We start from the raw sequence: 26996 nt of genomic DNA on the forward strand, positions 1-26996 counted from the left end.
GCGACCCTATTGCTCCCTGAGGAGGCCCGGAGCTTGCGGAGGGCCATGCACCCCCTGCTCCCTGAGGAGGCCCGGAGCTTGCGGAGGGCCGTCACGAAGGGTCTCCCCAACCCACCCACCACACCTCTGCGCGCCACACTCGCCATCGCCCGCGACACGTAGCAACCTTGTCCATATGCTCACCGCGGTTCTGTACGGCCTCGCGACTGCCATCCCGATCGCAGTCGGTGCTGCGATCGGTCTGCGCTGGAATCTGCCGAATCCGATTCTGGCGACGCTGATGGCGTTCGGCGCGGGCACGATGATCGCCGCCGTCTCCACGGAACTGTTCGACCCCGCCTTCACCCAGGCCGGCCCGGGGGTGGCGGCGCTCGCGTTGTTCTCCGGGACCGCGGTCTACGTCGTGGCCGACCGGCTCGTCGAGACCAAGCTCGGGTCGTCGGCAATTGGTCCGGCGCTCATGATCGGCGTCTTTCTCGACGGCGTGCCGGAGAACACCGCCCTCGGTGTATCACTCACCGCAGGCGGTTCACTCGTGCTGGTGGTGGCGATCGCCGTCGGCAACGTCCCGGAAGCGGTGAGTGGTGCGTCGCTGATGCGTCGCGAGCACGACGCCTCGATGCGCTCGGCGCTGACGATGTGGATCTTCACCGCTGTCGTCCTGGTGGCGGTAACCGTCGGCGGTTATGCCTTCGCCGACACCATCTCACCGACCGCGATCAGCGTCGTTCAGGCGTTCGCCGGCGGTGCGACGCTTGGCGTGCTCGCCAACTCGTTGATGCCGGAGGCCTACCGCGAAGGTGGCTGGTGGGTAGGCCTCGCGACCGCGGGCGGGTTCCTGCTCGCCTTCGTCCTCGGCTGACCGCTTACTGCTCCCCGAGGATGGCGTACCTCATGCTCCCTGAGGTGCGAGGAGCGCAAGCGACGAGCCACGAAGGGCGCCCGCAACCCCCTCTCTCCCTGAGGAGGCCCGGAGCTTGCGGAGGGCCGTCACCCCCTGCGCCCTGAGGAGGCCCGGAGCTTGCGGAGGGCCGTCACGAAGGGTCTCGCGACACATACAGCCCACCCACTCAGTGCGTCTGCACAGCCTCCGGGTCTCCTTCGACATGCCCATCCGCCAACTCCGACAACGCCCGGAACACGCGCTTCGACGCTTCGGCCCACGGCATGAGGATGGGAAAGACGTGGAACATGCCGGGTTCTTCGATGGCGTGGGTGGTCACATCCGACGCCTCGAGCCGTGCGGCGAAGTCGCGTATCCCGTCGCGGAACATCTCGCTACCGCCCCAGCACACGAAGGTCGGCGGGAACCACGACGGGTCGGGCTCAGCGTTGACCGGCGACACTCGCGCGTCATTTGGCTGGACGCCGTGCAGGTACGGCGTGACCGGGATGCTCCAGGGGAGGATGTCGTAGGGCGCGTTGTCGGTGATCGACGGATGGTCGAGGTCGAGGTCGATCTCGGGGGAGAACAACGCCAGAGCGCCCGGCCGCGGCAGGTCGTGGTCCCGAAGGTAGGCCACCAGCGACGCCGCGAGCCCACCGCCACCGGAATCACCCGCGACGATGATGTGCTCCGGGTCGACGCCGCGTCCCAGGAGCCCGCGATAGACGTCGGCGGCGTCGTGAACGCCTGCGGGGAACGGGAATTCGGGAGCCATGCGGTAGTCCGCGATGAAGACCTCGTGGCCGGCGATCCGCACGAGCGACGACGCGAACGCCGAGTACATCATCGGCGAGGTACCGATGTACCCGCCGCCATGGAGGTACAGGATGGTGGCGCCGATCTCCTGCTTGTCGTCACAGTCGTCGACATACGCGTCGGAGCTGGCCTTGGCACGACACCACAGCCCGGGCACGCCGCCGACGATGTCGTCGGTGAGTTCGACGCCGTCGGTCAGCTCGACGAATGGCGGCATCACGACGCGACACACGTCGTCGAGGATCTTCTCCATCGAGCGGAACTCCTCGATCGGCAGTCCCATCGAGAAGCCCATGAACGCGCGGATGGTCTGGCGGGTGACGGACTGGCCGAGGTTGTCGAGCAGCCCGGACGGACCCGACCACGGCTTGCGGAACGGCACCCGCGCGAGGCCGTTGATCATGCTTTGCGCGAGTCCGACGACGGTCAGCGCGGTCACCGGCGCCGACGCGGTCTGGACCTCCGGACGATCAGCCATCACCATGCCGCTCAGGGTAACGAGAGTGTCGATGCGCGGCTGGACACGCGACCCACCGGGTGGGGCGGCGGTCGCCAGGCGTGGCAGACTACCCGGGTCCTCTAGTCCCCGAGATCCCCGTGAGGCGGCGATGGAGTTCTCAGCCTTCCCGGCTCCGGTCGAGGCCCCCGGCGCGTCGAGCGGCGCCGAGTCCGTGCAGCTCACGCTGGCGGATGCGTGGGAATCGAACCGCTCGATCCAGAAGTCGGCGGTGGGACGACTCTTCGCGGCCACCAACTCGGCTCTCTACGTCACCTTGATGGAACGGCACCTCGACTACGGCGCCAAACAGTCCGAGACCGAGCTGACGGTGCGCCTGGACCGCGACCTCGCCGACCTCGACCTCACCGATCAGGCCACCGGCCTCGAACTGGTCAAACTCTGGGCTCGGCAGGGCTGGCTGCACCGCGTCACCGACACGACCGACCCGCACGCCCCCAACCTGTGCCATCTGACCAGCGAGGCGCGGTCGGTCCTGGACTTCATGCGGCGTCAGCGTCGTGAGGATTCGATCGCCACCGGCGGCTCCATCACCGGTATCGCCGCCGAGCTCCGACGCGTCGCCGGTCAGGTCAGCAACGATCCCGACCACATCCGTTCGGAGATCGAGGCGCAGATGTCCGACCTCGACGCCGAACTCGCCGACCTCGACGCCGGCCGACGCCCCCCGGTCGACCTGCGCGTCGCCGAGGACGCCGCCCGCACCATCGGCTATCAGATGGAGCAGATCATCTCCGACATCGGCCAGTACGGCACGATGCTCGACCGCATCACCACCGCGCTGCTCGACGACCCCGGCGACTCCGACCTCGCCTACCGCGACCGCCAGCGCCAGCTCTTCGACGACTACGAGGCGCTCCTCGACTCGCCGCAGTCCGCGTCGTACCAGGCGTTCTCCCACCTGATCCAGGACCCGGAACGTCGTGCCCGCCTGAAGTCCGACATCGAGACGATCATCGACAGCTTCCCGGGCATGGATGCGGGCCTGCGGTCGGTGATGGACAACTTCTTCGGCCTCGTGACCCAGCAGATGGCCGAGGTCGGCCGCACCCGTCAGCGGTGTGCACGCCGTATTCGACGCTTCGTCGCGTCCGGGACGCTCGAGCAGAGCCGCGGTCTCGCCCGCCAGCTCAACGACGCTCTGGCCACCGCCAACGAGCTGCTCAAGACGTCGCTCGCGGACCGTCGCATCGGCTACGAGCTACCGCTGGCCGCGCCGACGGTGAACTCGATCGGCCGACTCGCCTTCGAGATCCGCGAACACGTGCCGCCCGCGCCGGCACTCCCGGCAACTCTCGACGCCGACCTCACCTCGTTCGCATCGTTGTCCGGCCAGGTCGACACCACCGAACTCACCGACACCGTCAATGCCGCGGTCGCCACCGGGCCAGTTGCCCTCGCCGACGTCATCGACGGACTCGAGGAGCCATACCTAGCGCACGTCATCGTCCTCTGGTCGTGGGCGTCGAAACAGCAAGCGGCAGGGGAGAAGGTACCGATGACCACCGTCCGCTTCCGGTCCCTCATCGGCGACGACCACGCCATCGAAGTGCCCGACCTGACCTTCACCGAACCGATTCCGACTGCGGAGGTCGACGCCGAATGACCACCACCGATGGCACCACTGGTGACACCGACATCAGCACTGAGGACGATTCTCTGCCCCCTGAGGTGCGAGCGCAGCGAGCCACGAAGGGCGACGCCAAGTCCGACCCCGAGACCAGCGCCCCCACCACCCCCGACGAATTCGCCGGCTTCGACGACCTGCCCACCGTCGCGAACCGCGCGGCGACCCACACGCCGAACGCACCCCGCTTCGACGGCGACGTCAGTGAGCTGCCCGACCGCGCGTGCTGGGCGCTGCAGAACCTGTTGACCCGCCGCTACATCAGCGGCGACCGACAGCCGCAGCTGTGGTCGTGGGTGGCCGAGTATCAGGACGTGCTGCGCGGTCGCCTCTCCGAACTCGACCTCCGGCTGCGCATCGTCGACGAACTGCAGGTCGCCTTCGTCGAGCAGGCCGGTTACGACTCCCGGTGGGGCCGAAAGATCCTCAAGCGCGAGACGATTCACACCTACGACGCCATCTTGGCGTTGCACCTGGCCAAGTACGTGCGCGCCGCTCGCGACGAGCCCGTGCTGATCACCCGCGAAGAGATCCACGAGCTCTTCGCCGGCGTCACCAACACCATCGACCGCGACCTCGCACTCTTCGACAAGCGCATCGAACGCGCCCTCGACAAGATGGAGGAGCTCGAGTTCCTGCGCAAGCAGCGTGACGACACCGACACCTTCATCGTCAGCCCGGTGATCTCCGCGGTGATGACGGCATCGGTGATCACCGACTTACAGCGCCAATTCGAGCAGTTCATCGGCTCCGGTGACACCGGCGAGGTTCCGCCGGAGGACCTCGCCGACGAGCCTGCCGAGAGGGACGACGACGCGGCCGACCTCGACGGAGCGTACGGCGAGAACGACGAAGGAGACGACTGGTGAGCGGGCAGGTCGACCAGTACCACCTGTCCCGGTTGCAGCTGATCAACTGGGGCGTGTTCGACGGATATCACTCGATCCCGTTCAGTCCTAACGGTTCTCTGATCACCGGGTCGTCGGGTAGCGGCAAGTCGTCGCTGCTCGACGCCATCTCGCTGGCGTTCCTGCCTGACCATCGCCGCAACTTCAACGCCTCCGGAGATGCGACGGCGGCCGGATCCTCCAGCGGCAAACGCACAGTGGGCAAGTACGTGCGCGGCGCTTGGGGTGAGCGACGCGACGGCGCCAACGCCCACCGCGAGATCATGTACCTGCGTGGCACCGGCCCGGCGTGGGCCGCCATCGCGGTCACGTACACCTCGAGCTCCGGCGAGGCCATCACCGGCCTGGTGCTGAAATGGCTTGCCGCGGGCAAGATGACCGACGCGCACAGCTCGTACTTCATCTACGACGGCGACGCCGACATCGTCGAGGCCTGCAACGAGTGGGCCGCCAACAATTACAACTCGGCCAAGTTCCGCGACCGCGGCTGGCGTGGCGGCCCCGGCGAGGGCAAGTACCTCTCGACGCTGTACTCGCTCATCGGCATCCGCGGCTCCGACGCCGCGCAGCAGCTCCTCGGAAAAGCCAAGTCGCTCAAGAGTGTCGGCGGGCTCGCGCAGTTCGTGCGGGAGTTCATGCTCGACGCCCCGACCAGCATCGTCGGGATCGCCGACGCCCTCGACCAGATCGACCCGCTCGTCGAAGCGCGCGAACTGCTCGACGTCGCGCGCCGCAAGCGCACCATCCTCGGCAATATCGAGGAGGTGCACGAGCGGTACGCGGGGGAGGCGGCGACCTTCTCCGTCCTCGACACCATCGACAACACCACCATCCGCAGCTACGTCAACAACCTGCGGATCCACAACGCCCAGCCCGAGGTCGCCGACCTCGACGACCAGATCACCCGCCTCGACGGCGATCTCGCCGCGCTGACCACCCAGCACGACCAGCTCCGCCAGGACCACAGCCTGCTGCTGTCCCGGATCGCCACCTCCACCGGCGATCTGGCCCCGCTGCGCGAACAGCTCGGCGGCGCACAGAAACTCAGCACCGAGGTCACCGCCCGACGCAACGCCTACGAGGACAAGGTCTCCGCGCTCGGCTTCACCCCGCCGACCCGGGCCGAGGGGTTCTGGCTCCTGCGCGAGGAACTCACCGAGGAGGCCGCCAAGATCGACGGCCAACTCGACGCCGGTCGCGCCCACTACGCCGAGGCGCTGGCCAGCGAGGTCGCCGCGCGCACCCGCCGCGATGCCGCGATGGAGGAGCTCGGTCGCGTCGAGAATGCGGGCTCCGCACTCCCGCGCACCGAGCACGAGATGCGCCGCGCCATCGCCCATGGACTCCAGATCGACGAGTCCGAACTGAAGTACGTCGCCGAGCTCGTCGAACTCGATCCCGACGAAGAGCGCTGGCGCCTGGCCGTCGAGAAGGTGCTGCGGAACGTCGGCCTACGCCTGCTGGTACCCGACAAGCACTTCCGTGCCGCTCTACGCTTCGTGAACTCGCACGACATGCGCGGCCGGATCCAGCTGCACCAGGCCGACTCTCGCCCGATGCCGGTTCTGGAGCAGGGGACCCTGGCCTCGAAGCTGCGTCCCGTCGATGCGTCGCACCCGTGCGCCGCCGAGGCGATGACGGTCCTGTCGAAGCTGGGCAACCACATGTGCGTCGACAGTCCCGGCGAGTTCTCCCAGCACGCCAAGGCCGTCACCGACCAGGGTCTGCGCAAGGACTCGGCGAAGCTGGCGGTCAAGGACGACCGCCAGCAGTTGCGCCGGTCGCAGTACATCTTCGTCGGCGACGTTGCGTCGAAGATCGCCGCGCTTCGCGACGAACTCGACTACGAGGAGCGGGCGTTCGAGGATGCCCGCCAGGATTGCGCCGAGCTCGACCGTGAGCGCAGCGCCAAGGAACGACGCCGCGACGCGTATCGCCGTGTGTGCGAGCAGTTCACGCAGTGGAACGAGATCGACGTCGACTCGGTCGATGACCGTGTTGACCAGCTGACCGACCAGTACGACCTGCTGATCGAGGAGAACCCCGACGTCGAGGCATTGCAGCGCAAGGCCGAGGACCTGTGGGAGCAGGTACGCAACGCGATTTCGCAGGCTGCGCTGGTGAAGGACAAGATCGCCCGCCAGGATTCACGGCGCACGCAGCTCCTGGACCTCATCGACCGGCTCAAGCCCGAGGATGTTCCCGCGCAGGCGGAGAAGACCCTCGACGGTTTCCGCGAGGACCTCTCCGCAACGCTCGACGTACTCAACCCGGAGCCGTACCGCCAGGAGATCGTCAAGGCGGCGAGCCGTGAGCGCGACCGCATGCGGTCGGATGCTCGACGTTCCCGTGATGAGCTGGCCCGCATCCTCGACACCTACGACGAGGAGTTCCCGGACGCCATCCCGAACGACAGCGACGACTTCGACGAACGTCTTCACGACTATGTCGCCGTCTGCCGCCGCATCGACGAGCGCGAGCTTCCCGCCGCCTACGAGCGGATGCGCCGTCTCATCACCGAGCAGGCCCCGGGCGCGATCCTGGGCTTGCACATGGCCGCCGACGCCGAAGAACGACGCATCGTCGAGCAGATCGAGCGCGTCAACACCGGCCTGGGTGCGGTTGCCTTCAACCGCGGTACACGCCTTCGGCTGCGCCCGGGCCGCAAGAAGCTCGCCGCAGTCGAGGAGCTGACCGAGAAGGCCCGCCAGATCTCCAACCGCGCGACCGCGGTCAGCTTCGGCGATGAGCAGGCCATCCTCGAGCAGTACTCCGACATCCTGCTGCTGCGCGAACGCCTCGCCGGCAACACCCCGGAGGACCGCCAGTGGACGCGCGACGCACTCGACGTGCGCAACCGCTTCGACTTCTACTGCGAGGAGCACGACGCCGAGTCGGGGGAGACCATCCGCACCTACTCGAACGCCGGCGATAACTCCGGCGGTGAGCAGGAGAAGCTGATGGCGTTCTGCCTCGCGGGTGCGCTGAGCTTCAACCTGGCCAGCCCCCACGGCAACGACAACCGCCCCATCTTCGCCCAGCTGATGCTCGACGAGGCGTTCTCCAAGTCCGACCCGCAGTTCGCCCAGCAAGCGCTGTCAGCGTTCCGGAAGTTCGGGTTCCAGCTGATCATCGTTGCGACAGTCCAGAACACCAGCACGATCCAGCCGTACGTGGACAACGTGGTGATGGTCTCGAAGACCGAGGCCGGGCCGGATCTGCGGCCGGTAGCCACGGCTACGTCGACGGGGATCAAGGCGTTCTCGGAGTTACGGCGGTCGGGGAGTCAATTGTCGGTGTAGGGCGTCGATGATAGTTTCCTTCAGTTGACATCACCAGATTCTGCTAAATCTTCAAGCATTTCGTCACGTACACCACAGCGTCCTCGCCTCGCCACATCCAGAATCGTCGTGAGCCTGGCCCGCCGAAGCGCGTACGACCGTCTGCCGGTGCCGCGCTACCCGACACCGTGTTCTGCGACTTGGCCCTGGTTACTGACGGCGCCGGGTAGCGTGATCATGCAAGTGCGTATGCCGAAGCGACGTCTGAGTTCCTGCTAAACTGCATTGCCGCTGGACCACCTGTCGCCCGAGATAGGGGCCAGGTGGAGCTTAGGTGCACTGATTCGACGCACTGTGACCTTTTGCCGGCCGGCTGTTGTCGCCCAGCCGACATCTCCACAGTGGGAGCCAGATAGACGCAGCCAGTAATCAGCCCAAGCCTCGGCACCATCCCGCCTATGGCGCACCGACGCTGACCTCTAGCACAACTGTGTCCGAGCCGCTGCGAACACGGTAGGGTCCCCATCGGATCAAAAGGGACACACGCTGTGTTGAACACCCATTGGATCCGTGAATTGTCAATCGTCTGTACGGACGACTTCTTGACCAAGAACACCCACCGCTATCTGACTCGCGAGAACTTCCACTTGAAACGCGTACCGTCCTTCGAACGATCACAAAGTCGCTCCACTATGGTCGAGAGGACAGGGACTGAGAGTGCGGAGACGAGATGACCAATCATCGATCAACAAGTAGGGGTGACAAAGTCCGTCGAGTGTGTGGCGGTCAGTCGTCAACATCCCGGTCGGCGATGCATTGAGGTCACGTCTCGGCTCCCAGTGCGGTATGAGCACACAGCAGCGGGGGACAGTCCGCCGGTGACGCGATTGCACAGGTTGTCTTCAGCGAGCGCCGCGCGATATGCAACGTTGTCGGTGTCGCCAGGTACACAGGAAACCCAATGATGGGTCTCATTCCGCCAATTCATCAAGGACTTTGCGATGTCAGAAGTTGAACTGCCACCACAGCCTGGCCTGATGGAGTCCATGCGCGCTGTCGGGTACACGATCGAGACGGCAATCGCGGACCTGGTCGACAATTCTGTCACCGCTAACGCTGGCAATGTCGAAATCTTCTTTACCTCCGATCAGCCCGATCATCTTGCCATCGTGGACGATGGCGATGGCATGACCGAGGCCGGCATTCTCAATGCTATGCAACTGGCCAGCACTAATGCAACCGCAGAGAGGGAACAGAACGACCTCGGCCGGTTCGGCCTCGGGCTGAAGACCGCGTCTCTATCTCAATGTAGATCGCTCACCGTGGTTTCCAAACGTCGTGGAAAGGTTTCGGCCTACACCTGGGATCTCGACAGGCTGGCGAAGACAAAGAGATGGACGGTTATCAAACACAGCGCCGACGAGATTGAATCGCTGCCCAACGTCTCAGAGTTGACTTCGAAAAAGCACGGGACCATGATCTTGTGGCAGAAGCTTGATATTCTTATTGACACCTTGGGAAGTGATCCCGCTAGTCTAGACGACGCAGCAATTCGAACCAAGAACCATTTGGCGCTGGTGTTTCATCGCTACATCGATGGTGAAGACGGTAGAAACTTAGCCATATTCTTCAACGGCAGACAAATTCCACGCATCGATCCGTTCTTAAAGACGAACCGTAGAACACAACATGGCCGAGTTGAAAAAATATCGATAGACGGGGTTTCGGTTCGTGTTCAGTCTTACACGTTGCCTTTTGTCAACAAATTGACCAAGAAAGACCGCGAACTAGCCGGACTACATACCGGCAGTCTCCGCGACAGCCAAGGATTTTACATATATCGGGGTCTTCGCCTTGTCGTATGGGGCACGTGGTTTCGACTTGCCCCCAAGAGCGAGATGGGGCGACTCGCAAGAGTCCAAGTTGACGTTCCAAACAGTCTGGATCACCTCTGGGCGTTGGATATCAAGAAGTCGACAGCTACGCCTCCTCCTGCAATACGTAGCCAGCTGAAGCGGCTAGTGCAGCGAACACTCGAGCCCAGCGAACGTGCTCACAAGTACCGAGGCCGGAAGACCAACGACACGAAGCTTGTTCCTGTCTGGAGTTTGTATGAGGACCGCGACGAATTTCGTTACGAAATTAACCGAGAGCACCCTCTAGTCCAAACCTCAATACGCGGCGGATCTGCTGCGGACATGGAACTTTTGCTTGAGTTGGTTGAGTCCACCTTTCCGATACAAGACGCATTCAACAGACTCGCAAGTGACCAGATTCACCAGCAAGCTTCAAGCGAGGAGGACAGTCTTGTCACCCTAGCCAAAGATGCATGGAAGGCTTTCAAACAAATTGGTAAGTCAACCGAAGAGTTCGCGAGAATCTTTGCATTTGTTGAGCCATTCAGCATGCTGTCGGACCCAGAGAACTTCCTACTTAAGGCGGTACGGTAAATGAATAATGATGAGAAGACAAACGATAACGCTAGTCAGATCGACCAGCTTGATCGGGTGGTCACAGCCGCTCTTAGCGATGGAATTCATACGGAGAAAGAACTAATCGACACGGTTGAGGCGTTTAGACCGGTAGCTGCGGCAGGTATCTCCGACGCTGAGCGGGACGACCTCGTCGCGCGCATGATCGAACGGCTGAACATAAGCATGGAACGTGGCGTGGTCCTCAAGTCCCACGAGTATGTTCCTTGGTTGGCAGAACGTCGACGCGAAATACGATGGGATCGCTGGGTAACGTACAAACAATTCTTGGGCCAACAAAAGTGGCCCAGTAAAGTGATCGAGAACCTTGACGAATTAACTGACGACATACTAGACCTCGTCGGCGATCCACTCGTACCAGGAGCATGGGCGCGTCGCGGACTCGTGCTCGGAGATGTCCAATCGGGCAAGACGGCCTCTTACCTCGGGCTCTTCAACAAAGCAGCAGACGCTGGTTACAGACTAATCATCGTTTTGGCCGGGCACACAGAATCGCTACGGCAGCAGACGCAGACCCGTGTCGACGAGGCATTTATAGGACGTGACTCAAGCGCATCGGTCCATCGGGCCGGAACTGCGCCACAGAGCCGCCTAATCGGTGTTGGACGAATCAACCGCACAATCGCGAACGCTAATGGCATGACGACTCTTACTCAAGACTTCACCAAACAGAGTAAACAAGCTACTTCAATCGCCATATCTCGTGACGCGGCACATCCGTACGTGTTTGTCGTTAAGAAGAACAAGTGGGTGCTGAACGCTCTAGCGGGTTGGCTCTCAGAGCAGTCGAACCCTGGCGAGCAACTCGACACGCCACTGCTCTTGCTTGATGATGAGTCTGACTATGCGTCGGTGAATACAAAGTCTGAAGACGACCCCACTGCTATAAATGCTGCGATCAGAAAAATTCTTGATCAGTTTTCGCGCAGTAGCTATGTTGCTTACACCGCAACACCGTTCGCAAACATATTTATTAATCACGAATTTGATAACGATCTATTCCCACGTGACTTCATATACTCCTTGTCTGCACCAAGCAACTACATCGGCTCCAAGGAGACGTTCGGCACCACTGACGCGAAGAACACCACAAACGTCCGCGAACTGACCGATGCGGAGACCTATATTCCGCTAAAACACAAATCAAGTTATCGAGTTCCTGCGTTGCCACGCAGCCTTATCGATTCACTCCAAGCCTTCGTTCTTTCAAACGCGATCCGAGATCTCCGCAATGACAATCGTCCACGGTCGATGTTAGTTAACGTATCTCGTTTCAAGGCAGTTCAGAAGCAAGTCTTTGAACTCGTAAGTGACGAAATTGCCCGTATTAAGAACGCGATCGAACTATACTCCGTCATGCACAAGCGCGGGAGTGCAAACACAACCATATCGGTGCTTGAAGGAGTCTTTGCGAAAGAGTACGGGGACTGTGGGGTCACATGGAATGAAGTGCTCGACGTCTTGGCGGCCTCATCGTCTGATATCCGGGTGCAGGTCTTCAATTCGGATACCGACAAGAACCTTGAGGACAACCACATGACTTGGGACAGACCACAGCGTCTTGTCGCAGTCGGTGGAGACGTGCTAAGCCGAGGTCTGACGCTAGACGGTCTTACCGTCAGCTACTTTTACCGGAGTAGCCAGGCTTCGGACACTCTCTTGCAGATGGCTCGTTGGTTTGGATATCGCGACGGTTACCATGACCTCTGTCGCGTATGGATCGATCCAGCAGTTGCCGCCGACTACCGTTTCGTATTTGAGTCGGTGGAGGAGTTGCGGACAGACTTGCGCACGATGCTTCGACAGAACCTCACACCGCGAGACTTCGGGCTGGCTGTGCGCAAGCATCCGGGAGCTCTGCTAGTTACTGCGAAGAATAAGATGCGCTCTGCTGAGACGAGACCAACGAAGATATCGCTAATCGCAAGACGCCTCGAGACGACGAAGCTTTCGTTTGATCAAGAAATTCTGCAGGGTAACTCTCGATCCGTCGACACCTTTATTCGACGCCTCACGGATACTGACGAAATCAGCTTTGGGAAATCGCGACGTATGTACCCGAAATGGACGCACGTGCCAAAGAACTACATAGCGGACCTTCTCGACAATTTTACAATCCACCCGCAGGACGAGATCTTCTCGCAAAATGCGATCGGAAAGTTTGTCCGAAACTCATCTAGTCCGGGATTTCAGTATTGGGACGTTGTACTGGTAAACGGCGCGAAAACTGACGATGCGCATACCAGAATCGGGGGTACCGAGTTCTATGCGCCTCGACGATCATTCACGGTTGGTCCGAACCAGCAGCTACGACTGGGTGGAAATAGCGCGCGCTTGGCGGGCGCCGATGATCTAATTAATCTTATCGACGAAGACGCCACGATCGAGCAGGTGCGGCAAGAATTTCGGCAGACCAAAGAGCCGGGTACAGATATGGAGAAGATCTCGTATCCCGAGAGTATCTACTACCCAGTTCTTCCTCGACCTGCAATACTCATTTATGCACTGAGGTCCGTCGAGAAAGATTCGACGGAAGAATCTGTCTTCAAGAAGCTCAGATCCGTCGACTTTGTCGTCGCGCTGAAGCTGGCGATTCCAGGAGACTCGACTGACGTTAAAAATAGCTCGGGTGATGTCGAGTACGTCATTAATTCCGTCGCCATCGAGACTTGGTTCCCAGAGTATCTCAACGAGCTCGGAGACGATGATGTCTGAGACATTGGTGGCAGCTTGGGACCGGTTAATCGCCACGATTCCTGGAAGTCAGAGGCCTGTTGAGCTCAAGTCATCGTTGAACGCCTATTACGGGTCCGATGAGGTGGGGCGTCCACTGGTTATCGTGACGTCCAATCAACGTCCACTAATCACCGACTTATCGTCAGTGGTTGACGTTCAGGTTGGAAAACGGACGATCGATGACCGATGGGCGCTCTCCCTGACGCTTTTGGATGCAAGTCTTTCAAAGGTATTCTTGGCATTATTGTCTGATCTTCTCCATTCTGTTAAGAATGTGATTGACGAGGGAGCTGCGTTGGCTACTTTCGTCGTACGCCTCGACAACTGGCGACAGATCTTCGCGGAGAACAAGTCATCGCGACTCGGCATCGATGGAATGCGTGGTCTTTTCGGCGAGCTTTGGTGGGGCTTTATGAGTGGGGAACTTGATCCGAACCCCGCGACGGTAGTGTCTTCTTGGGTGGGTCCGGTAGGCGCCCCCCATGATTTTCTCGGCCCCGACCTTCGGATGTATGAGGTCAAGTCGACGCACCCGGGTTCCCGATTCATAACGATCTCGTCTGCGGAACAACTATGGTCCGATGATAATGACTTGTCCCTCGTGTTGATTTCTTTGGCTCACCAAGAAGTTGACCAGTACAGCCCCGAAGATCATCAAAACTGGACGACTCTAAGCAGGTTGGTGGCCCAAATCGAATCGAGCTTGTCGGATGATGTTGTCTATTCGGCTGCGTTTCGGTCTCGTCTTTCTGCTTTATCAGTGGACATCTCGGACCCATACTATGAGCGGGTAGTATTCCGGGTCCAAGCTTCCCGCAGTTTTCATGTCTGCGAAGACTTCCCAAGAATCGGTCGTGACGCAATCCCGTTGGGAATTGAAAGAGTATCGTATCGCTTGGACCTCAATGCGATACGCGACTACGAACACTAAACCCTTAACATCTCAGTCGAGTACTAGAGGAGCACGACGTGGATATTGGTGACTACCGACAGAGCCTTATTAACGCGAGCTCGCTACGTGCCACTATTGACAACGATTTTCTCTCGACCGCAATGCTGGCAGAGTTAACCGAGGCACTCGAAGAGTCTGGCGAGTTTAGCGAACCTACAGTATTGCATTTCGAGGGATACGGTTCGCGTAATCGCCGCCTGCGACTCGATGGCTACTCGTTTGATGTCTCCGACGGTACAACATCTTTGATAGTCTACGAAACCGGTGCAGATCTGTCGGATATGCCGACTATCCTTGCATCTGATGCTCGGAAGACTCTGGCAGCACTGAAGAACTTTCTCGTGGAGTCGCTCGACGGCAAGTTTCTCCAAGACCGTGAAGAAAGCTCGGAGTCCTATCAAGTTGCTGTCGACATCAAGCGGAGGGGTGCTTCAACTAACCGGTACCGGCTTTACCTGCTTACTGATATGAGGCTGGGTGGGCGAGCGACTTCGATCACCAACGAGGAGATATCGGGTACTCCCGTCGAGTATCATCTCTGGGATATTGATCGGTTTCACCAACTTCAGGAGTCCCTAGGCGCGCGCGCGGCTCTCGATATTGATCTGACGACCTGGTTACCCAGTGGCCTCCCAGCGTTGCGGTTCGTGGGCGAGAATGATCAGTTCACCACCTACCTCGCGGCTCTTCCTGGGTCGCTTCTCGCCGACCTTTATCAAGAATACGGCAGTCGACTGCTCGAGAGTAACGTGCGTTCGTTCCTGAGTACGAAGGGTAAAGTCAACAAGGGTATCCGAACTACGGTTCTGTCCGAACCAAGTATGTTCCTTGCTTACAACAACGGTGTGACGGCTACAGCGACGCATGTGAAGACTTCAAATGACACATCCAGTGCGCCATGTATCAACTCGATTCGTGACCTACAGATCGTCAATGGCGGTCAGACAACCGCGTCTCTCTTCTATACACGAAGGGACACTAAAGACGTTGATCTCGGCTCAGTCTACGTTCAGATGAAACTGGTGGTGGTTGACCCGTCGACAGCCGAGGACGTGGTGTCGAATATTTCTCGGTACGCAAACAGTCAGAACAAGGTCAGTGAGGTTGATTTCTTCTCGAGCAGTCCTTTTCATGTTCGCTTGGAGGATATTTCACGTCGGATTCTTGCTCCAGCCGTTGCTGGCGTGCATGTCCAGACTAAATGGTTCTACGAACGTACCCGCGGTCAGTATCAAAGTGAGCGTTCGCGTCTCACTAAGGCAGCACAAAAGCGGTTTGACGCGGAATTTCCGCGCAACCAAGTCGTGACAAAGACAGATGCTGCGAAGTATGCTGTTTGTTTCTCAATGAAGCCCCACGTTGTGAGTTCTGGCGCTCAGAAGAACTTTGTCGTTTTCGCTGATGAGGTGTCCAAGATTTGGTCGAATGAACCCGATTTGATTAACGAGTTGTATTTCAAACGTCTTGTTTCGATGGGTATTATCTATAATTCGTTGAGACGAGAGGTTTCGAGAGCCTCGTGGTACGAGAAAGGCTACCTTGCAAATATTGTGGCGTATACGATTTCGAAGATTGTGCATGATATCGCGCGACAGTTCTCTGGGTCGCAACTGGATTTGCTGAGGATATGGACTGCCCAGGATACCGACGATGTCTTTCGTGAGGAGGGACTACGCATTGCGCACAGAGTGTTGGGTGTTCTCACTTCTTCGAATCGCCCAGTTCAGAACGTTACGGAGTGGGCGAAGAAGGAAGCCTGTTGGGAGCAGGTGAGAGGGCTTAGTATCGAGCTGAATCCTGAATTCAGGAATCAGCTGGAAGCGAAATCTCAGGCAGTTTCTAAAGAGCGCGAGGCTCGCCGGGCCCAGAAAGTCGACTCTGGGATCATGGCCCAAGTGCAGGTGATGGAGGTCCCTGATACTACTTGGAGGGCAGTGAAGGACTTGGCTGTGGAGAGATCATTCGGGACGGCTAAGGAGCTGTCGATCGTGCAGAAGAAGGTGAGCGGGACTATACCGTCGGAGCTGCAGAGTAAGGTTCTGCTAGAGCTCCTCGAGCGTGCGCGGTCTTTTGGTCTTCGTGAGTGAGAGCCTCGGGGATTACTCTCGCGCTTGAACGTGGCCTCTAAGGTTCTAGTGTCGACCGTCGCCCTCGTCCGCCACGTGTCGACCTCTAGTTGTAACTCCAAGGTCAGTGTAAGTCGGGCCGGGGGGCTAAGCTGCCGGCCTGGAGAAGCGGACCGGGTACCGTGGTGATTCTGCATGACGCAGGTCTGCTCGAGTCAACGCGTGAGGCGACGCAGTCTGCCGCACGATGACCCAGTCTGCGGCATCATGCGGCACCGCGACGGGATTGTCACATCCTCGACGTCGCTGGCTTAGCCCAGCGGATTCGGACAGGGACTATGGTGTCTGGCGCCACCTCGGCGTGTCGGTGCGTCAGATGAAGGGATGTCGGTGGCAACAGCTAGCTTAGTGACCAGAGCTACGACCAACACGAGGGATGTACATGGCCAGGGCACTTATCCAGGCGACGCCGTCTGCCGCACGCCTCACGCGCTCATTGCGTGACATCGGCTACGACTTTGTGAGCGCGATCGCTGACATCGTTGACAACAGCGTCGCCGCTGATGCCGGGGAGATCACGATCGAGATCGAGTTCGATGGGGATGACTCGTATGTCCTGATCGCCGATAATGGTCAAGGCATGACAGGAATCAGCGCGAATGAGGCTCTCCGTTTCGGAACCCGTCGGTCGTACCAAGGTGGAGACTTGGGACGGTACGGGCTGGGGCTAAAGACGGCGTCGCTATCTCAAGCGCGTTCGTTGACGGTTGTCTCTCGCTCTTTGGAACGCAGCCGCACGGTACGGCGTACGCTCGATCTGGACCTCGTCGAACGTTGCGATGACTGGGTGATTACCGAAGACCCCCGTGACGATGCAGTACGTAGAGCGGAGAAGTTGCTCGGATCGGCGTCGGGAACGGTCGTCATCTGGCAGAAGCTTGATCGCGTGCTTCCGAGTTCGGGTTCGACCGGAGGTTGGGCCAAGCGTCGCTTCGAAACCCTCACCCAGAAGACACGCACGCACTTGAGCATGGTATTTCATCGATTCTTGGCCGGTGAGAACGGCGTCGACCGACTATCAATTAGCGTGAACGGTGAGAAGCTCGATCCTTGGGACCCATTCGTGAGACATGAGGTTGCCACTCAGGCGATGGCGCCACAGGAGTTCGAGCTTGAACATTCCGAGGGGGTTGGGAGCGTCGTGCTAAACCGCTTCATACTGCCCGGCAAAAGGACATTTAGTTCCAGAGAAGCGTTTGACGCGGCAGCCGGTCCGTTGAATTGGAACAGGCAGCAGGGCCTGTATATATATCGCGAAAATCGGCTAGTTCAATGGGGTAGCTGGGCTGGGACGCGTGGCATCGACGAACATACAAAGCTTGCTCGGGCGAGCCTAGATTTCGGTAATGAACTGGATTCTGCCTTTAATATCAATGTAGCCAAGATGCGAGTCGCCATTCCGGGTCAGTTGAAGCAGATGCTTGAGCGTCCGGTTAGTGAGCTTTGCATACTGGCTGATCACACGTATCGACGACAGAATGATGATCGTGAGGTCGACGACCCTCGACCCGGAACTGCACCGGATCAGAAAAGTATGGATCGATCTGGAAACGCAAGTGCAGCTGAACTAGGCCTTGCACTCAAGGCAGCGGCAGTTCAAGCTGGGCACTATGACGCACTCAAATCGATTCTTGACTTGGTCCGCCGACAAAACCCAGACGTCGCGGACGCTTTGGGGTTCAGATAGCGTACCGGCCTTGGCGACACTGAATCGGCTTGCAGCTGATAGGTCTAAAGCCTAGGCGTACGCCGCAAAGATCGAGATTTGGTGTAGGTGCGTACTTTCTTATCGTCGCAAATAGTGCGGTTACGTCGGCGGCTGCAGGATTAATGGGTTGTCAACAGTAGTCTTCGAACCAGCTAAGTTGAATCAATTCGTCGCACCAGTCTGCCACGTCTACTCGTTAGCGAGAACACCTTGGTCACGCACGCACTCAATTGTGCGGTGCCCTCGGTCATGTTCCGGCGGGGTGAGTTTTGGAGTAGACTAGCTACCTTCGCCGGTTGGCGATAATTGCGCAGTGCGCTCGTGTCCAGATCGTTTCGTCTCATTTGTGCTAGTCCGTGAATACGGACCATGCCATCGGGAAGAGCCTCGTTCGCCGTACTGTGTCATTGGCGTGGCCGTACTTTTGTTAGCGGGGTCGGCGTTCGTTACTCCCGAGCAGAACTACGACTCTGATCCGTTACCAGCGTTCGCGGCGTTACCTACTGAACACCAGACCTTCAGAGGGCAGCTTGCGCATGCCGGGTCCTCGACAGTGCACAGGTCGTTTGCAAGGCGGATAAGTCCAAGGTGCGCGTGACGCGAATGCGCCCCGATACCTACCAAGCGTGCCACCGCTAGCCGCCCGTCCGTCTGGCGATTACGTTTGTCGACATCGTTTCCGAAAACCCGCGATGCCGCCCTCAGCACACCCTTGGTGACCAACACAGGTTCTTCGCTCTCGGCGGTTGGTGCAGCTAATTCGGCGAGATCTGCGATCGCGGTCGGCAGCGAAGGCAATTTTGATCTATCAATTGTTCCCTCCCACAATGCCTCTGGTGATCGCCTCATCTCCGTGTGCAAGGTAGTAACCTTGTGCACACGCGCTCGGCGTCCGAATCCGGCAAGCAAATCGTCGAGGATGGCGCAGAATTCGTCATCGGGGAGGCGGTCGGGACCGAACGTGGGCTGTGCCGAGATGAGAGGCCAGACTGACCGTATGACGGTCTGGGAGGCACGTTCGAGTAATAGTTCTGCGACAGCAATCTTCCATCGATCCTTGGACCTTAGCCAAGGTACTGTGCTCAGCTCCGGAGAATCCGAGTGCAACCACAGCGAGAGGGACCGAGACACCTCACGTGTCGACCAGGACGACGGTTTCTTTGCTCTAAGCGCTTCTTTAACTGCACCACCGATCGCCTTGCCGACCAACGGGGGGACTGCATTGCCGATCTGCTTAAACGCTGCCGAAGGTGGGCCAGCGAATCTGAAATCATCTGGAAATGATTGAATCCTGGCTGCCTCACGGATAGTCAGTGTGCGAGCCTGGCGAGGATGAATATACCAGTAACCGTCTTTTGCGATATGTGCCGTAATCGTTCGACTTAGATCGTTCTCGTCGAGTTTCTTGTACTTGTCGTCGAATATGTCTTTTCGGTACCGCTGTAGTTCGGGTGCCAGATCCGTGTACTTTGTCTTGTGGGTCATCGACTCAAATGCCGCGCGGTCATCTTCCCGAACTGGTCGAGTGATGTGGTCAAAGACTTTATATTTCTCTAATGGATGAACGCGGGCACGCATCAGGCGTTGGTATCTCGTCCTCGGTCCTGGATAGTCTGCCCACCCAGATGCGCCTCCGTCTGGTCGCCATCCACCTTCGACAGGGGGAAGTTCGCCGATTGCATTCCACAAAGTGACTCGCTGAGTGGAATCTTTGGGCCACTCGAACTCATATTGTTGATGAATTGCAACAATAATTAGGCGTTGTCTCATTTGTGGTACGCCATACCGCCACGACTCAATAACGCGCGACTGGACGGAGTAGCCTTCTTGTTCGAGTTCTTCGACAATGCTTCGAAAGATAAACATCTCCCGATCGAGTGCCATGTCGGGAACGTTCTCCATGATGACTGCAGGCGGCTTCGCGATCTGGACAACTTCGAGAAAGGACCGCCATAGGTCTCTTCGCTGATCGTGTGGGTCTCTCAACCCCGACTGAACACGGTAGCGGATCATCGATCGTCCTGCTTTTGAGAATGGCTGGCAAGGAGGCCCACCAGCAAGCAGTTCAACTTTATTCGACTTGATCAGTTGAGCGACACGTTCAACGTTTTCAGGATCAGCGAGGTCCCAGTCGAGAGACATGCCAGCGAAGTGCGCGTGGTGCGTGTCGACCGCGAAGTTAAAGTGATCCACTCCGAGAATTACTTTGTAACCGACACTCTCAAGGCCGAGGCTGATTCCTCCCGCACCCGCGAACAGGTCGGCTGCCAGTGGGTGGCCCTGTTTCCTGAACCCACGAGCGAGGCTCGCGAGGTCTCGTTCTGTGCTAGCCGCTAGGGGGTGCGGGGGTAGCTTCACGAAGGGACCTCGAACTTGCTTTACGGCGTATGCCTGCGACGACGTCACTTCTTCGGCTGAACTCACCCCCCTAGGATAGGTCACAGCTAGGACATGGTTCGCGGGCGTTCGATGGAGGTGGTGATGCGAGTGAGCGACGAACTCGATCCTCCGAGTGACGTCGTCAGACGGCAGATGCAACGGCAGCGGACCACAGGGACGAAAGTCGAGCTGTCGGTCAGGCGTGCGCTGCACGCGAGGGGCTACCGGTACCGGGTCGATCTCGGCGGCCTCGTACCTGGGCGCCGCTTCCGTGGAGATATCGTTTGGACTCGTGCGAAGGTTGTTGTATTCCTCGATGGGTGCTTCTGGCACATGTGCCCGGAGCACTGCGTCGTCCCGAAGTCGAACTCGGTCTGGTGGCAGAACAAGCTCGAAGGCAACCGCCAGCGCGATGACTGCGCAACGCTGCTGCTTGAGGCCCAAGGGTGGCGGGTTCTCCGGTTTTGGGAACATGAGTCGCCTGACGACATCGTGAACCGAATCGAGAATGAGCTTCAGAAAAGCTGATTCACCTCGCGGCTGAGAACTAATGGCCTGGTTGTGGGTTAGTGGCGTTCGCACCAGAGGCTGACGCCACCGGTCTGACGTGGCACGTCGCTGTTTCGCCGACGCAGAGTCCATATGGGCGTCGGCCATGGAATCGAGTCGGAGAATAGCGCCGGCTGACGAACGATTCAACTTCGGTCGGGAATACAGTCGTACCTGTCCTAGTCGGCATCATCGAACTGAGCGGGTCACGTGGAACGATCCAACGCCCAAGTTGTCGGCGATGGCGTCGAGCGCCTCGTCGCTGGTGAGGTCGGCACCGGTCGCCGCGACGTCGGCGATCGCCATCGCCATGGACGTGTCGTCGCTCCATTCGCCGGGAGCGAAATAGTCTAGACCTCCGCCGAGCAGCTGGGGCGCCTCGTCACCACGCAGGACGCGGGACTCGAACTTGTACGGAACGCCGAGCCCATCACCAGCGGCTGTCCCGAGGACAACACCTGCGCGCGGTCGAGTTGCGCGGTGGTGAGGTGCATATCGTTCCTCCTGGTGAAGAGTTCGGTCGCGCTCGACGCGGTGAGTCGTCGGCGTTGAGGGCAGAACCTGGGGACAATGTCATCAAGGACGAGCTCAGTCCCGGCGCCGGCCACGCTTCCGGTTGGCGAGATGATACGAGTCGCGGGTCGCCTTGGACACGTAACCGGCCCCCGTCGTACGGACATCGGCAGCGAGCACGTCAAGCGCGCCAACCTCCCCATCGATGGCCTCGCGGTCCTCGGGCGGGCAGAATGAGGCGGCCTCCGTCAGGCGCGCCCGAGCGACACCGAGCGCGGACTCGCCACCCTCGATGTCTCCACGCTCGAAGGCCTGCGACGCCCTGAGTTTCTCGGCCTGACCTTCTTGGTAGAGCTTTTCGGACTGCACCTTTGGATCGGGTATCCGATCACCCAGCTCATCGCCCGGCACCACGTTGACCGAGATGGGCAGCGTGACCGTGTGCTCGGTCAGCGTGGCCGTCTCGACGTAGCGCAACTCCAGGTCGGCGACCTGTGTGACCCCGAGCGCGGCGAGCCCGTCGACCTTCATCCGCAGCAGCAGCTTCCGCTGCTCCAGCGCATGCAGGTCACCGAGCTCGATCATCAACTCGCGCTCAGCGGTCTGGTGGACCGGAAGATCGTTGTACAGGGCCAGCTTCTGCACCTGCGGTACGAAACGCACGGTCAGGGTGACGGCCTGAGCCGATTTGGCCAGCAACCCGTCCACCTCACCAGCGATTGCCGCCCCAGCGGCATCCGGGTCGTCGGCGAAGATGTGATTCCCGTTGCCTGCCTTCGCCATCGCGGAGAGCAGCGTCTCGTCGTACCCGCGGCCGTAGCCGAGCGTCGAGGTGACGATGCCGTCAGCGGCGGCTTTCGCGGTGACGCCGGCGAGGGCGTCGACGTCTTGAATGCCTTGATTCACGTGACCATCGCTGACGATGAGCACGGTCCCGCCTCGAATACCTGCCGTGGTAGTTCCGCGTCGCAGCTCTTGCAGAGCGCGTAGGTAACCGGATGACATGTCGGTGAGGCCCCCGGCGTCGATGCGAGCAATGGCATCGGTCGCGCGCTGCTTGTCTGTGAGTGGACCGGCGGGGACCACGACGTCGGCCGCGTCGTCGAAGGTGACCAGCCCGAACACATCGGTCGGGTCGAGTTGGGCGACCACGCTCGCGAGCGCTTTCTGTGCGCCGGCGAGTGGGGCGCCGGACATCGACCCGCTCCGGTCGAGCACGACCTGGAACGCTGTGGGTGTTCGGTCCGTGACGGGACCGGCCGGTGCCTGCAGTTCGAGCAGCACGGTCACCTCGTCGGCGGCTTCGTGGGCGACGACCTCGACATCGAGCGCAGCAGAGAGTTTCATCCGTCTTCCTTCCTCCAACCCGCCTCGATCAGGTCGCCATCGGGGCCGTATGCGACGACGCTGCTCGTGGTGCGAGAGAACGACAGCGGTAAGGCATTTGACAGCGAACGTAGATCTGGGGCGAGAACCCCTCATGACTCACTGATGATCGCATCGACCACTGACAATTTCGGTCGGCCTCGGGGATGCGGGATGACGCCGCACTGTTCTGACATCCGCGGGGCCAACGTGCCCCAACTCGCGGTAGCGTCCCGAATCCTCGGGGCGGGCGTTGCCTTCCGCAGACCAGCCCGTTGGTGTCCGCGAATCCGCGTGAGGTTGGTGCGATCGAACATAGGCTGCCCCTGATGCCCGAGCGGACCGCGGGCGGGCCTGTGCAGCGGAGAAGGGATGACGATGACGACTGATTCGGAGCATGATCACGTCGCTGCGATCGAGCGACTCAAGTACCGCTACTGGCGAGCGTCAGATGCCAAAGACGCGGACGCATTTCGCGGCTGCTTCGCCCGCGACGGCGCGCGGATCGACTACGGATCGATGGGCACCTTCGACGATGCCGACGCCCTGACGGACATCTTTCGGAGGGTCGCGCTGCACAAGGTTGATGGCCGGTTCGCCATCCTCGACATGCATCACGGCATGCATCCGGACATCACCCTCACCAGCGAGACGACTGCGACGGGGCGATGGTCGTTGCGTTTCCGTCAGGTGAACCTGCTCGACCGGACCGAGACGGTCATGGTGGGGGAGTACGACGACGAGTACGTCGTCGAAGACGGCGAGTGGACGATCGCCGCATCGAAGCTGACTGAACGCTGGCGGCTGCGGCAGCCACTGTCACCTGACGTCGAGGTCACTGAGGGAACGTTCGGGGCCGCCGGCGGTTGATTCTGTTGTCGCTCACGGCTCTTGACGGTTGGCATTACAGATGCCAAGCAGGTGACCTCTATGCGGGCCGCAAGACCGCTACGAGGAACTCCGACTTGTCGGTGAACGGGCGGACGTCCCAAGACTCTAGGAGCAGGTCCTGAGCGAAGCCGGCGGTGGCTGCGTTCTCGAGGAACTCGTCGAACGCGTAGTCCCGGCCGGCGCCGAAGCCGATCACTGCGCGGCCGTCGTCGCGCAGATGTGCGCGCAGTCGCTCGAGGACGGTGACACGGGTGCTCGGCGCGAGGAACGCCATCACGTTGCCGGCCGAGACGATCAGGTCGAACGGTTTGTCGATGCCGCGGGCGGGGAGATCGAGTTCGGCGAGGTCGTTCACCAGCCATCGCGGGCCTGGATGGTCTTCTTCAGCGGCTTGGACGAGGACCGGGTCGACGTCGACGCCAACGACTTGGTGTCCGACCTCGGCGAGGTACCCGCCCACGCGCCCCGGGCCGCACCCGGCGTCGAGGATGCGGGAACCGCGCGACGCCATCGCGTCGATGAGTCGAGCCTCGCCGACAAGGTCGTTACCCTCGCGCGCGAGATCCCGCAGTGGACCTTCGCCGCGGAGATGAAGGCGAGGGCGGCCGGCGAGGAGAGCCCGGAGAGCCCGGGAGCGTTCGACCTACCAGCTCGAGTGGTTGGGATCCTCGGCGACCTTCTGCATGGACGTACGGCAGTACCCGGCACAGGACGTGGGATCGTCGACAACCTGCGTGCCGTGAGCGGGGCGGATAGCACGCAGCGGCACAGAGCGATCAGGCTGACGGTAGTCGAGGGAACTGGCGGTTCTCGAGAACAGGTCGGCACCCTCCGAGCGTGGCGGACGATTCCGGCCGCCAGGCCACCGGCCAACGCGAGCGGATCGGCATGACGCTCCTGTAGGCATGTGGCCTTCGGTCCGATGGGACGGCGCTGGTCGAATTGACGCCCTCTCCGTCGTACGACAGTCGTAATGGTTTGTGCACACAACTTTGAGTTGTACGAAGCACTTGCTTAGTCGTTCGTACTCCTTGGCCGCCGGCCTGCGCCGTCGTCGTAGAATGCCGGGCGAGATGTCACGTTCTTGGAATTTCACGTCTAGCATGAATTTGTGACGACAGATATCAAGATTTTGACTGTCGATGGTTCAGTCGCAAAGCCGCTAGCCAGCGGATCGCTCGCTGCGTCCGGCTTTCTTGAGACGGTCCATCTCGAGCAGTGGGTGGTTGACAACCCCGCAGTACTTGGCGCTGGCGTAATGGTCGTCGCGCGCCAGTACTCGAAATGGTCTTCATCTGAGGGAGACCTTGGACGGGAACGCCTCGATGTTCTGGCGTTAGACACGTCCGGCCAGTTGATCGTCGTCGAGCTGAAACGGGGGAACGACGCCCGAATCCACTTACAGGCAGTGACGTATGCCGCCTTGGTCGCGGGCTTCGACAAGCTGACACTGGCCGAGGCGCACGCTGAGTACCTGGCGACTTTGGGAACACCGTGCACCAAGGACGAGGCACTCCTTCGTCTAGAAGAGCATGTCATTGATGACTGGAACGACGACATCCTAAAACTACCCAGGATTGTTCTAATCGCAGAAAGTTACGCCGCACAGACGTTGACGACTGTTGCGTGGCTGTCGGACATTGCACCTAAGTTGACTATCGAAATGCACACTGTGAACGTCTTTCACGACACGAGAGATGGACAAGAGTCGTCGTCCTGCGTGGTATTTCGACGACAGTACCCACCCGATGACCCGTCCGCCCGTGTTCTCACACCTGGTCTCACAAGCATTGAGTCGGCGGCTACACGCATTGCAGAACGACAGCGAGCCGCTCGTTCGACCTATCTCCTCTACGACAACACCGCTATTCCGGAGGGCTCGACAGTTGAACTTAACCTTCGCGGCGCGGTCGCGCAGGAGCTAGTAGCCGAAATAGAACAGTGGATCCAGGAATTCCCGGCGAGAGGACTCGCGACCTGGACGCGCAACCGGGATAAGCCGCTTCGCTGGGACGCAGAGACGGAGGACTCCGAACGCACATGGACACCAACAAGTCTCGCTAAGCACGTTGTAATGATGGCAACTAATGAGGTCCGAGACGCGATCCCAGGCGGAGACGTCTGGTTCTACCGCGATAAGAGCTTGATTACGCTTGCCCGAGAGGTCTCCTCGTAGATGCAGTTGGGTCTGCACGCCGCGTCTCCGCAACAGCACGACGACCGGCACGCGCTAAACGCGTATTCAATCCGCAACGCCTAGCTAGGTTGTAGTGCTACAGAAGGGTCCTCCATCACGCTGGGAGTAGGTCTTCCACTCGAACATCGCTGATCTACCGGCGATCTGTGACTCTCCGTCGCGCGCGGAAAGCCGAGGCGGCCTACGACACGGGGTCTGCGGCCGGCGAGGGCGGTGCAGATTCTGCGGCTCGAATAGTCGCTGCGATCAAGCGACTTGAGTACCGCTACTGGCGAGCGTCGGATGCTAAAGACGTGACCGCGTTTCGCGACTGCTTCGTCCGCGCCGGCGCACAGATCGACTACGGGCCCGTGGGAACTTTCGGCGGTACCGCCGGCTGATTCGCCTGTGTTCAGGGCTCTTGACGGTTAGTGCACCTGATGCCGGCCAGTTGCTGCGTTCTACGCGGTCCGCAAGACCGCCACAAGGAACTCCGACTCGTCGGTGAACGGGCGAACGTCCCAGGACTCCAAGAGCAGGTCCTGAGCGAAGCCGGCGGTGGCTGCGTTCTCGAGGAACTCGTCGAACGCGTAGTCCCGGCCGGCGCCGAAGCCGATCACTGCGCGGCCGTCGTCGCGCAGATGTTTGCGCAATCGCTCGAGGACGGTGACACGGGTGCTTGGCGCGAGGAACGCCATCACGTTGCCGGCCGAGACGATCAGGTCGAACGGTTTGTCGATGCCGCGGGCGGGGAGATCGAGTTCGGCGAGGTCGTTCACCAGCCAGCGCGGGCCCGGATGGTCTTCTTCGGCGGCCTGGATGAGGACCGGGTCAACGTCGACGCCGACCACATCGTGTCCGACCTCGGCGAGGTACCCGCCCACGCGTCCTGGGCCGCACCCGGCGTCGAGGATGCGGGACCCGCGCGACGCCATCGTGTCGATGAGCCGAGCCTCGCCGACCAGGTCGTTGCCCTCACGAGCGAGGGCGCGGAAGCGCTCGACGTACCAGCTCGAGTGGTTGGGATCCTCGGCGGACTTCTGCATCCAGATGCTTTGTTCGACCATGCCCGCA

18 protein-coding genes and 1 pseudogene are annotated in these 26996 nt (G+C 60.3%); 13 read left to right on the plus strand and 6 right to left on the minus strand.

All coding sequences use genetic code 11. The features are described from left to right. Positions 1-175 precede the first annotated feature (175 nt). Positions 176-862 (plus strand): ZIP family metal transporter, encoded by a 687-nt coding sequence (locus tag QAD21_RS12170; RefSeq protein ID WP_280359535.1) that lies wholly within the window; start codon positions 176-178, stop codon positions 860-862. Between the two features lie 208 nt (positions 863-1070). On the opposite strand, the gene QAD21_RS12175 is transcribed toward QAD21_RS12170, so the two are convergent. Further along, positions 1071-2186, minus strand: a complete 1116-nt coding sequence (locus QAD21_RS12175; protein ID WP_280359536.1) for an alpha/beta hydrolase — start codon at positions 2184-2186, stop codon at positions 1071-1073. Between the two features lie 124 nt (positions 2187-2310). On the opposite strand from QAD21_RS12175, the gene QAD21_RS12180 reads away from it, so the two are divergent. The 8 genes from QAD21_RS12180 (at position 2311) to QAD21_RS12215 (ending at position 18028) form a co-directional block, all read left to right on the plus strand. Then, positions 2311-3825: a DUF3375 domain-containing protein gene (locus QAD21_RS12180; RefSeq protein WP_280359538.1), complete on the plus strand. Its 1515-nt coding sequence runs from the start codon at positions 2311-2313 to the stop codon at positions 3823-3825. Further along, the gene (locus QAD21_RS12185; protein WP_280359540.1) at positions 3822-4715 is read left to right on the plus strand and encodes a DUF4194 domain-containing protein; all 894 of its coding nucleotides are present in this window, start codon (positions 3822-3824) and stop codon (positions 4713-4715) included. Before QAD21_RS12180 ends, QAD21_RS12185 begins: the two co-directional genes overlap by 4 nt. Beyond that, a complete protein-coding gene (locus QAD21_RS12190) occupies positions 4712-8056 on the plus strand; it encodes an SbcC/MukB-like Walker B domain-containing protein (protein WP_280359541.1) in 3345 nt (1114 codons plus the stop codon). Before QAD21_RS12185 ends, QAD21_RS12190 begins: the two co-directional genes overlap by 4 nt. Positions 8057-9036: 980 nt before the next feature. Further along, a complete protein-coding gene (locus QAD21_RS12195) occupies positions 9037-10485 on the plus strand; it encodes an ATP-binding protein (protein ID WP_280359543.1) in 1449 nt (482 codons plus the stop codon). After that, entirely contained in the window at positions 10486-13242 is a 2757-nt protein-coding gene (locus QAD21_RS12200; RefSeq protein WP_280359545.1) for a Z1 domain-containing protein, read from the plus strand. Continuing rightward, positions 13232-14194: a PD-(D/E)XK motif protein gene (locus tag QAD21_RS12205; protein ID WP_280359547.1), complete on the plus strand. Its 963-nt coding sequence runs from the start codon at positions 13232-13234 to the stop codon at positions 14192-14194. Before QAD21_RS12200 ends, QAD21_RS12205 begins: the two co-directional genes overlap by 11 nt. 38 nt (positions 14195-14232) lie before the next feature. Further along, entirely contained in the window at positions 14233-16302 is a 2070-nt protein-coding gene (locus QAD21_RS12210; RefSeq protein ID WP_280359548.1) for an AIPR family protein, read from the plus strand. A 421-nt stretch (positions 16303-16723) separates the two neighbouring features. Further along, positions 16724-18028, plus strand: a complete 1305-nt coding sequence (locus QAD21_RS12215; RefSeq protein ID WP_280359550.1) for an ATP-binding protein — start codon at positions 16724-16726, stop codon at positions 18026-18028. A gap of 483 nt (positions 18029-18511) precedes the next feature. Here the strand turns inward: QAD21_RS12215 and dcm are convergent, their stop codons facing one another. Next, positions 18512-20473, minus strand: coding sequence for a DNA (cytosine-5-)-methyltransferase (gene dcm, locus QAD21_RS12220; protein ID WP_280359552.1), 1962 nt, complete (start codon positions 20471-20473; stop codon positions 18512-18514). A 63-nt stretch (positions 20474-20536) separates the two neighbouring features. Here dcm and QAD21_RS12225 point away from each other — a divergent pair, with 63 nt between their 5' ends. Beyond that, positions 20537-20956, plus strand: coding sequence for a very short patch repair endonuclease (locus tag QAD21_RS12225; RefSeq protein WP_280359554.1), 420 nt, complete (start codon positions 20537-20539; stop codon positions 20954-20956). Between the two features lie 210 nt (positions 20957-21166). Here QAD21_RS12225 and QAD21_RS12230 read toward each other — a convergent pair whose 3' ends face one another. Together QAD21_RS12230 and QAD21_RS12235 are read right to left on the minus strand one after the other, a co-directional pair. Next, positions 21167-21535 (minus strand): ADP-ribosylglycohydrolase family protein, encoded by a 369-nt coding sequence (locus tag QAD21_RS12230; RefSeq protein ID WP_348534519.1) that lies wholly within the window; start codon positions 21533-21535, stop codon positions 21167-21169. Positions 21536-21565: 30 nt separating this feature from the next. Beyond that, the gene (locus QAD21_RS12235) at positions 21566-22972 is read right to left on the minus strand and encodes a VWA domain-containing protein (protein ID WP_280359556.1); all 1407 of its coding nucleotides are present in this window, start codon (positions 22970-22972) and stop codon (positions 21566-21568) included. A 261-nt stretch (positions 22973-23233) separates the two neighbouring features. Here QAD21_RS12235 and QAD21_RS12240 point away from each other — a divergent pair, with 261 nt between their 5' ends. Next, on the plus strand, positions 23234-23725 hold the full coding sequence (locus QAD21_RS12240; protein ID WP_259937233.1) for a nuclear transport factor 2 family protein: 492 nt from the start codon (positions 23234-23236) through the stop codon (positions 23723-23725). A gap of 58 nt (positions 23726-23783) precedes the next feature. Here the strand turns inward: QAD21_RS12240 and QAD21_RS12245 are convergent, their stop codons facing one another. After that, entirely contained in the window at positions 23784-24317 is a 534-nt protein-coding gene (locus tag QAD21_RS12245; RefSeq protein ID WP_280361695.1) for a class I SAM-dependent methyltransferase, read from the minus strand. A gap of 540 nt (positions 24318-24857) precedes the next feature. Between QAD21_RS12245 and QAD21_RS12250 the strand changes: the two genes are divergently transcribed. Next, on the plus strand, positions 24858-25922 hold the full coding sequence (locus QAD21_RS12250) for a DNA-binding protein (protein WP_280359560.1): 1065 nt from the start codon (positions 24858-24860) through the stop codon (positions 25920-25922). 254 nt (positions 25923-26176) lie between these two features. Next, positions 26177-26305: pseudogene (locus QAD21_RS12255) on the plus strand (nuclear transport factor 2 family protein); the annotation flags it as partial. A gap of 78 nt (positions 26306-26383) precedes the next feature. Here the strand turns inward: QAD21_RS12255 and QAD21_RS12260 are convergent. After that, positions 26384-26989 carry a class I SAM-dependent methyltransferase gene (locus QAD21_RS12260; protein WP_280359561.1) on the minus strand — a complete coding sequence of 202 codons (606 nt, stop codon included), beginning with the start codon at positions 26987-26989 and terminating at the stop codon, positions 26384-26386. Positions 26990-26996: the final 7 nt, after the last annotated feature.

The organism is Gordonia sp. SMJS1 (assembly GCF_029866425.1).
GTDB classification, from domain to species: domain Bacteria; phylum Actinomycetota; class Actinomycetes; order Mycobacteriales; family Mycobacteriaceae; genus Gordonia; species Gordonia hongkongensis.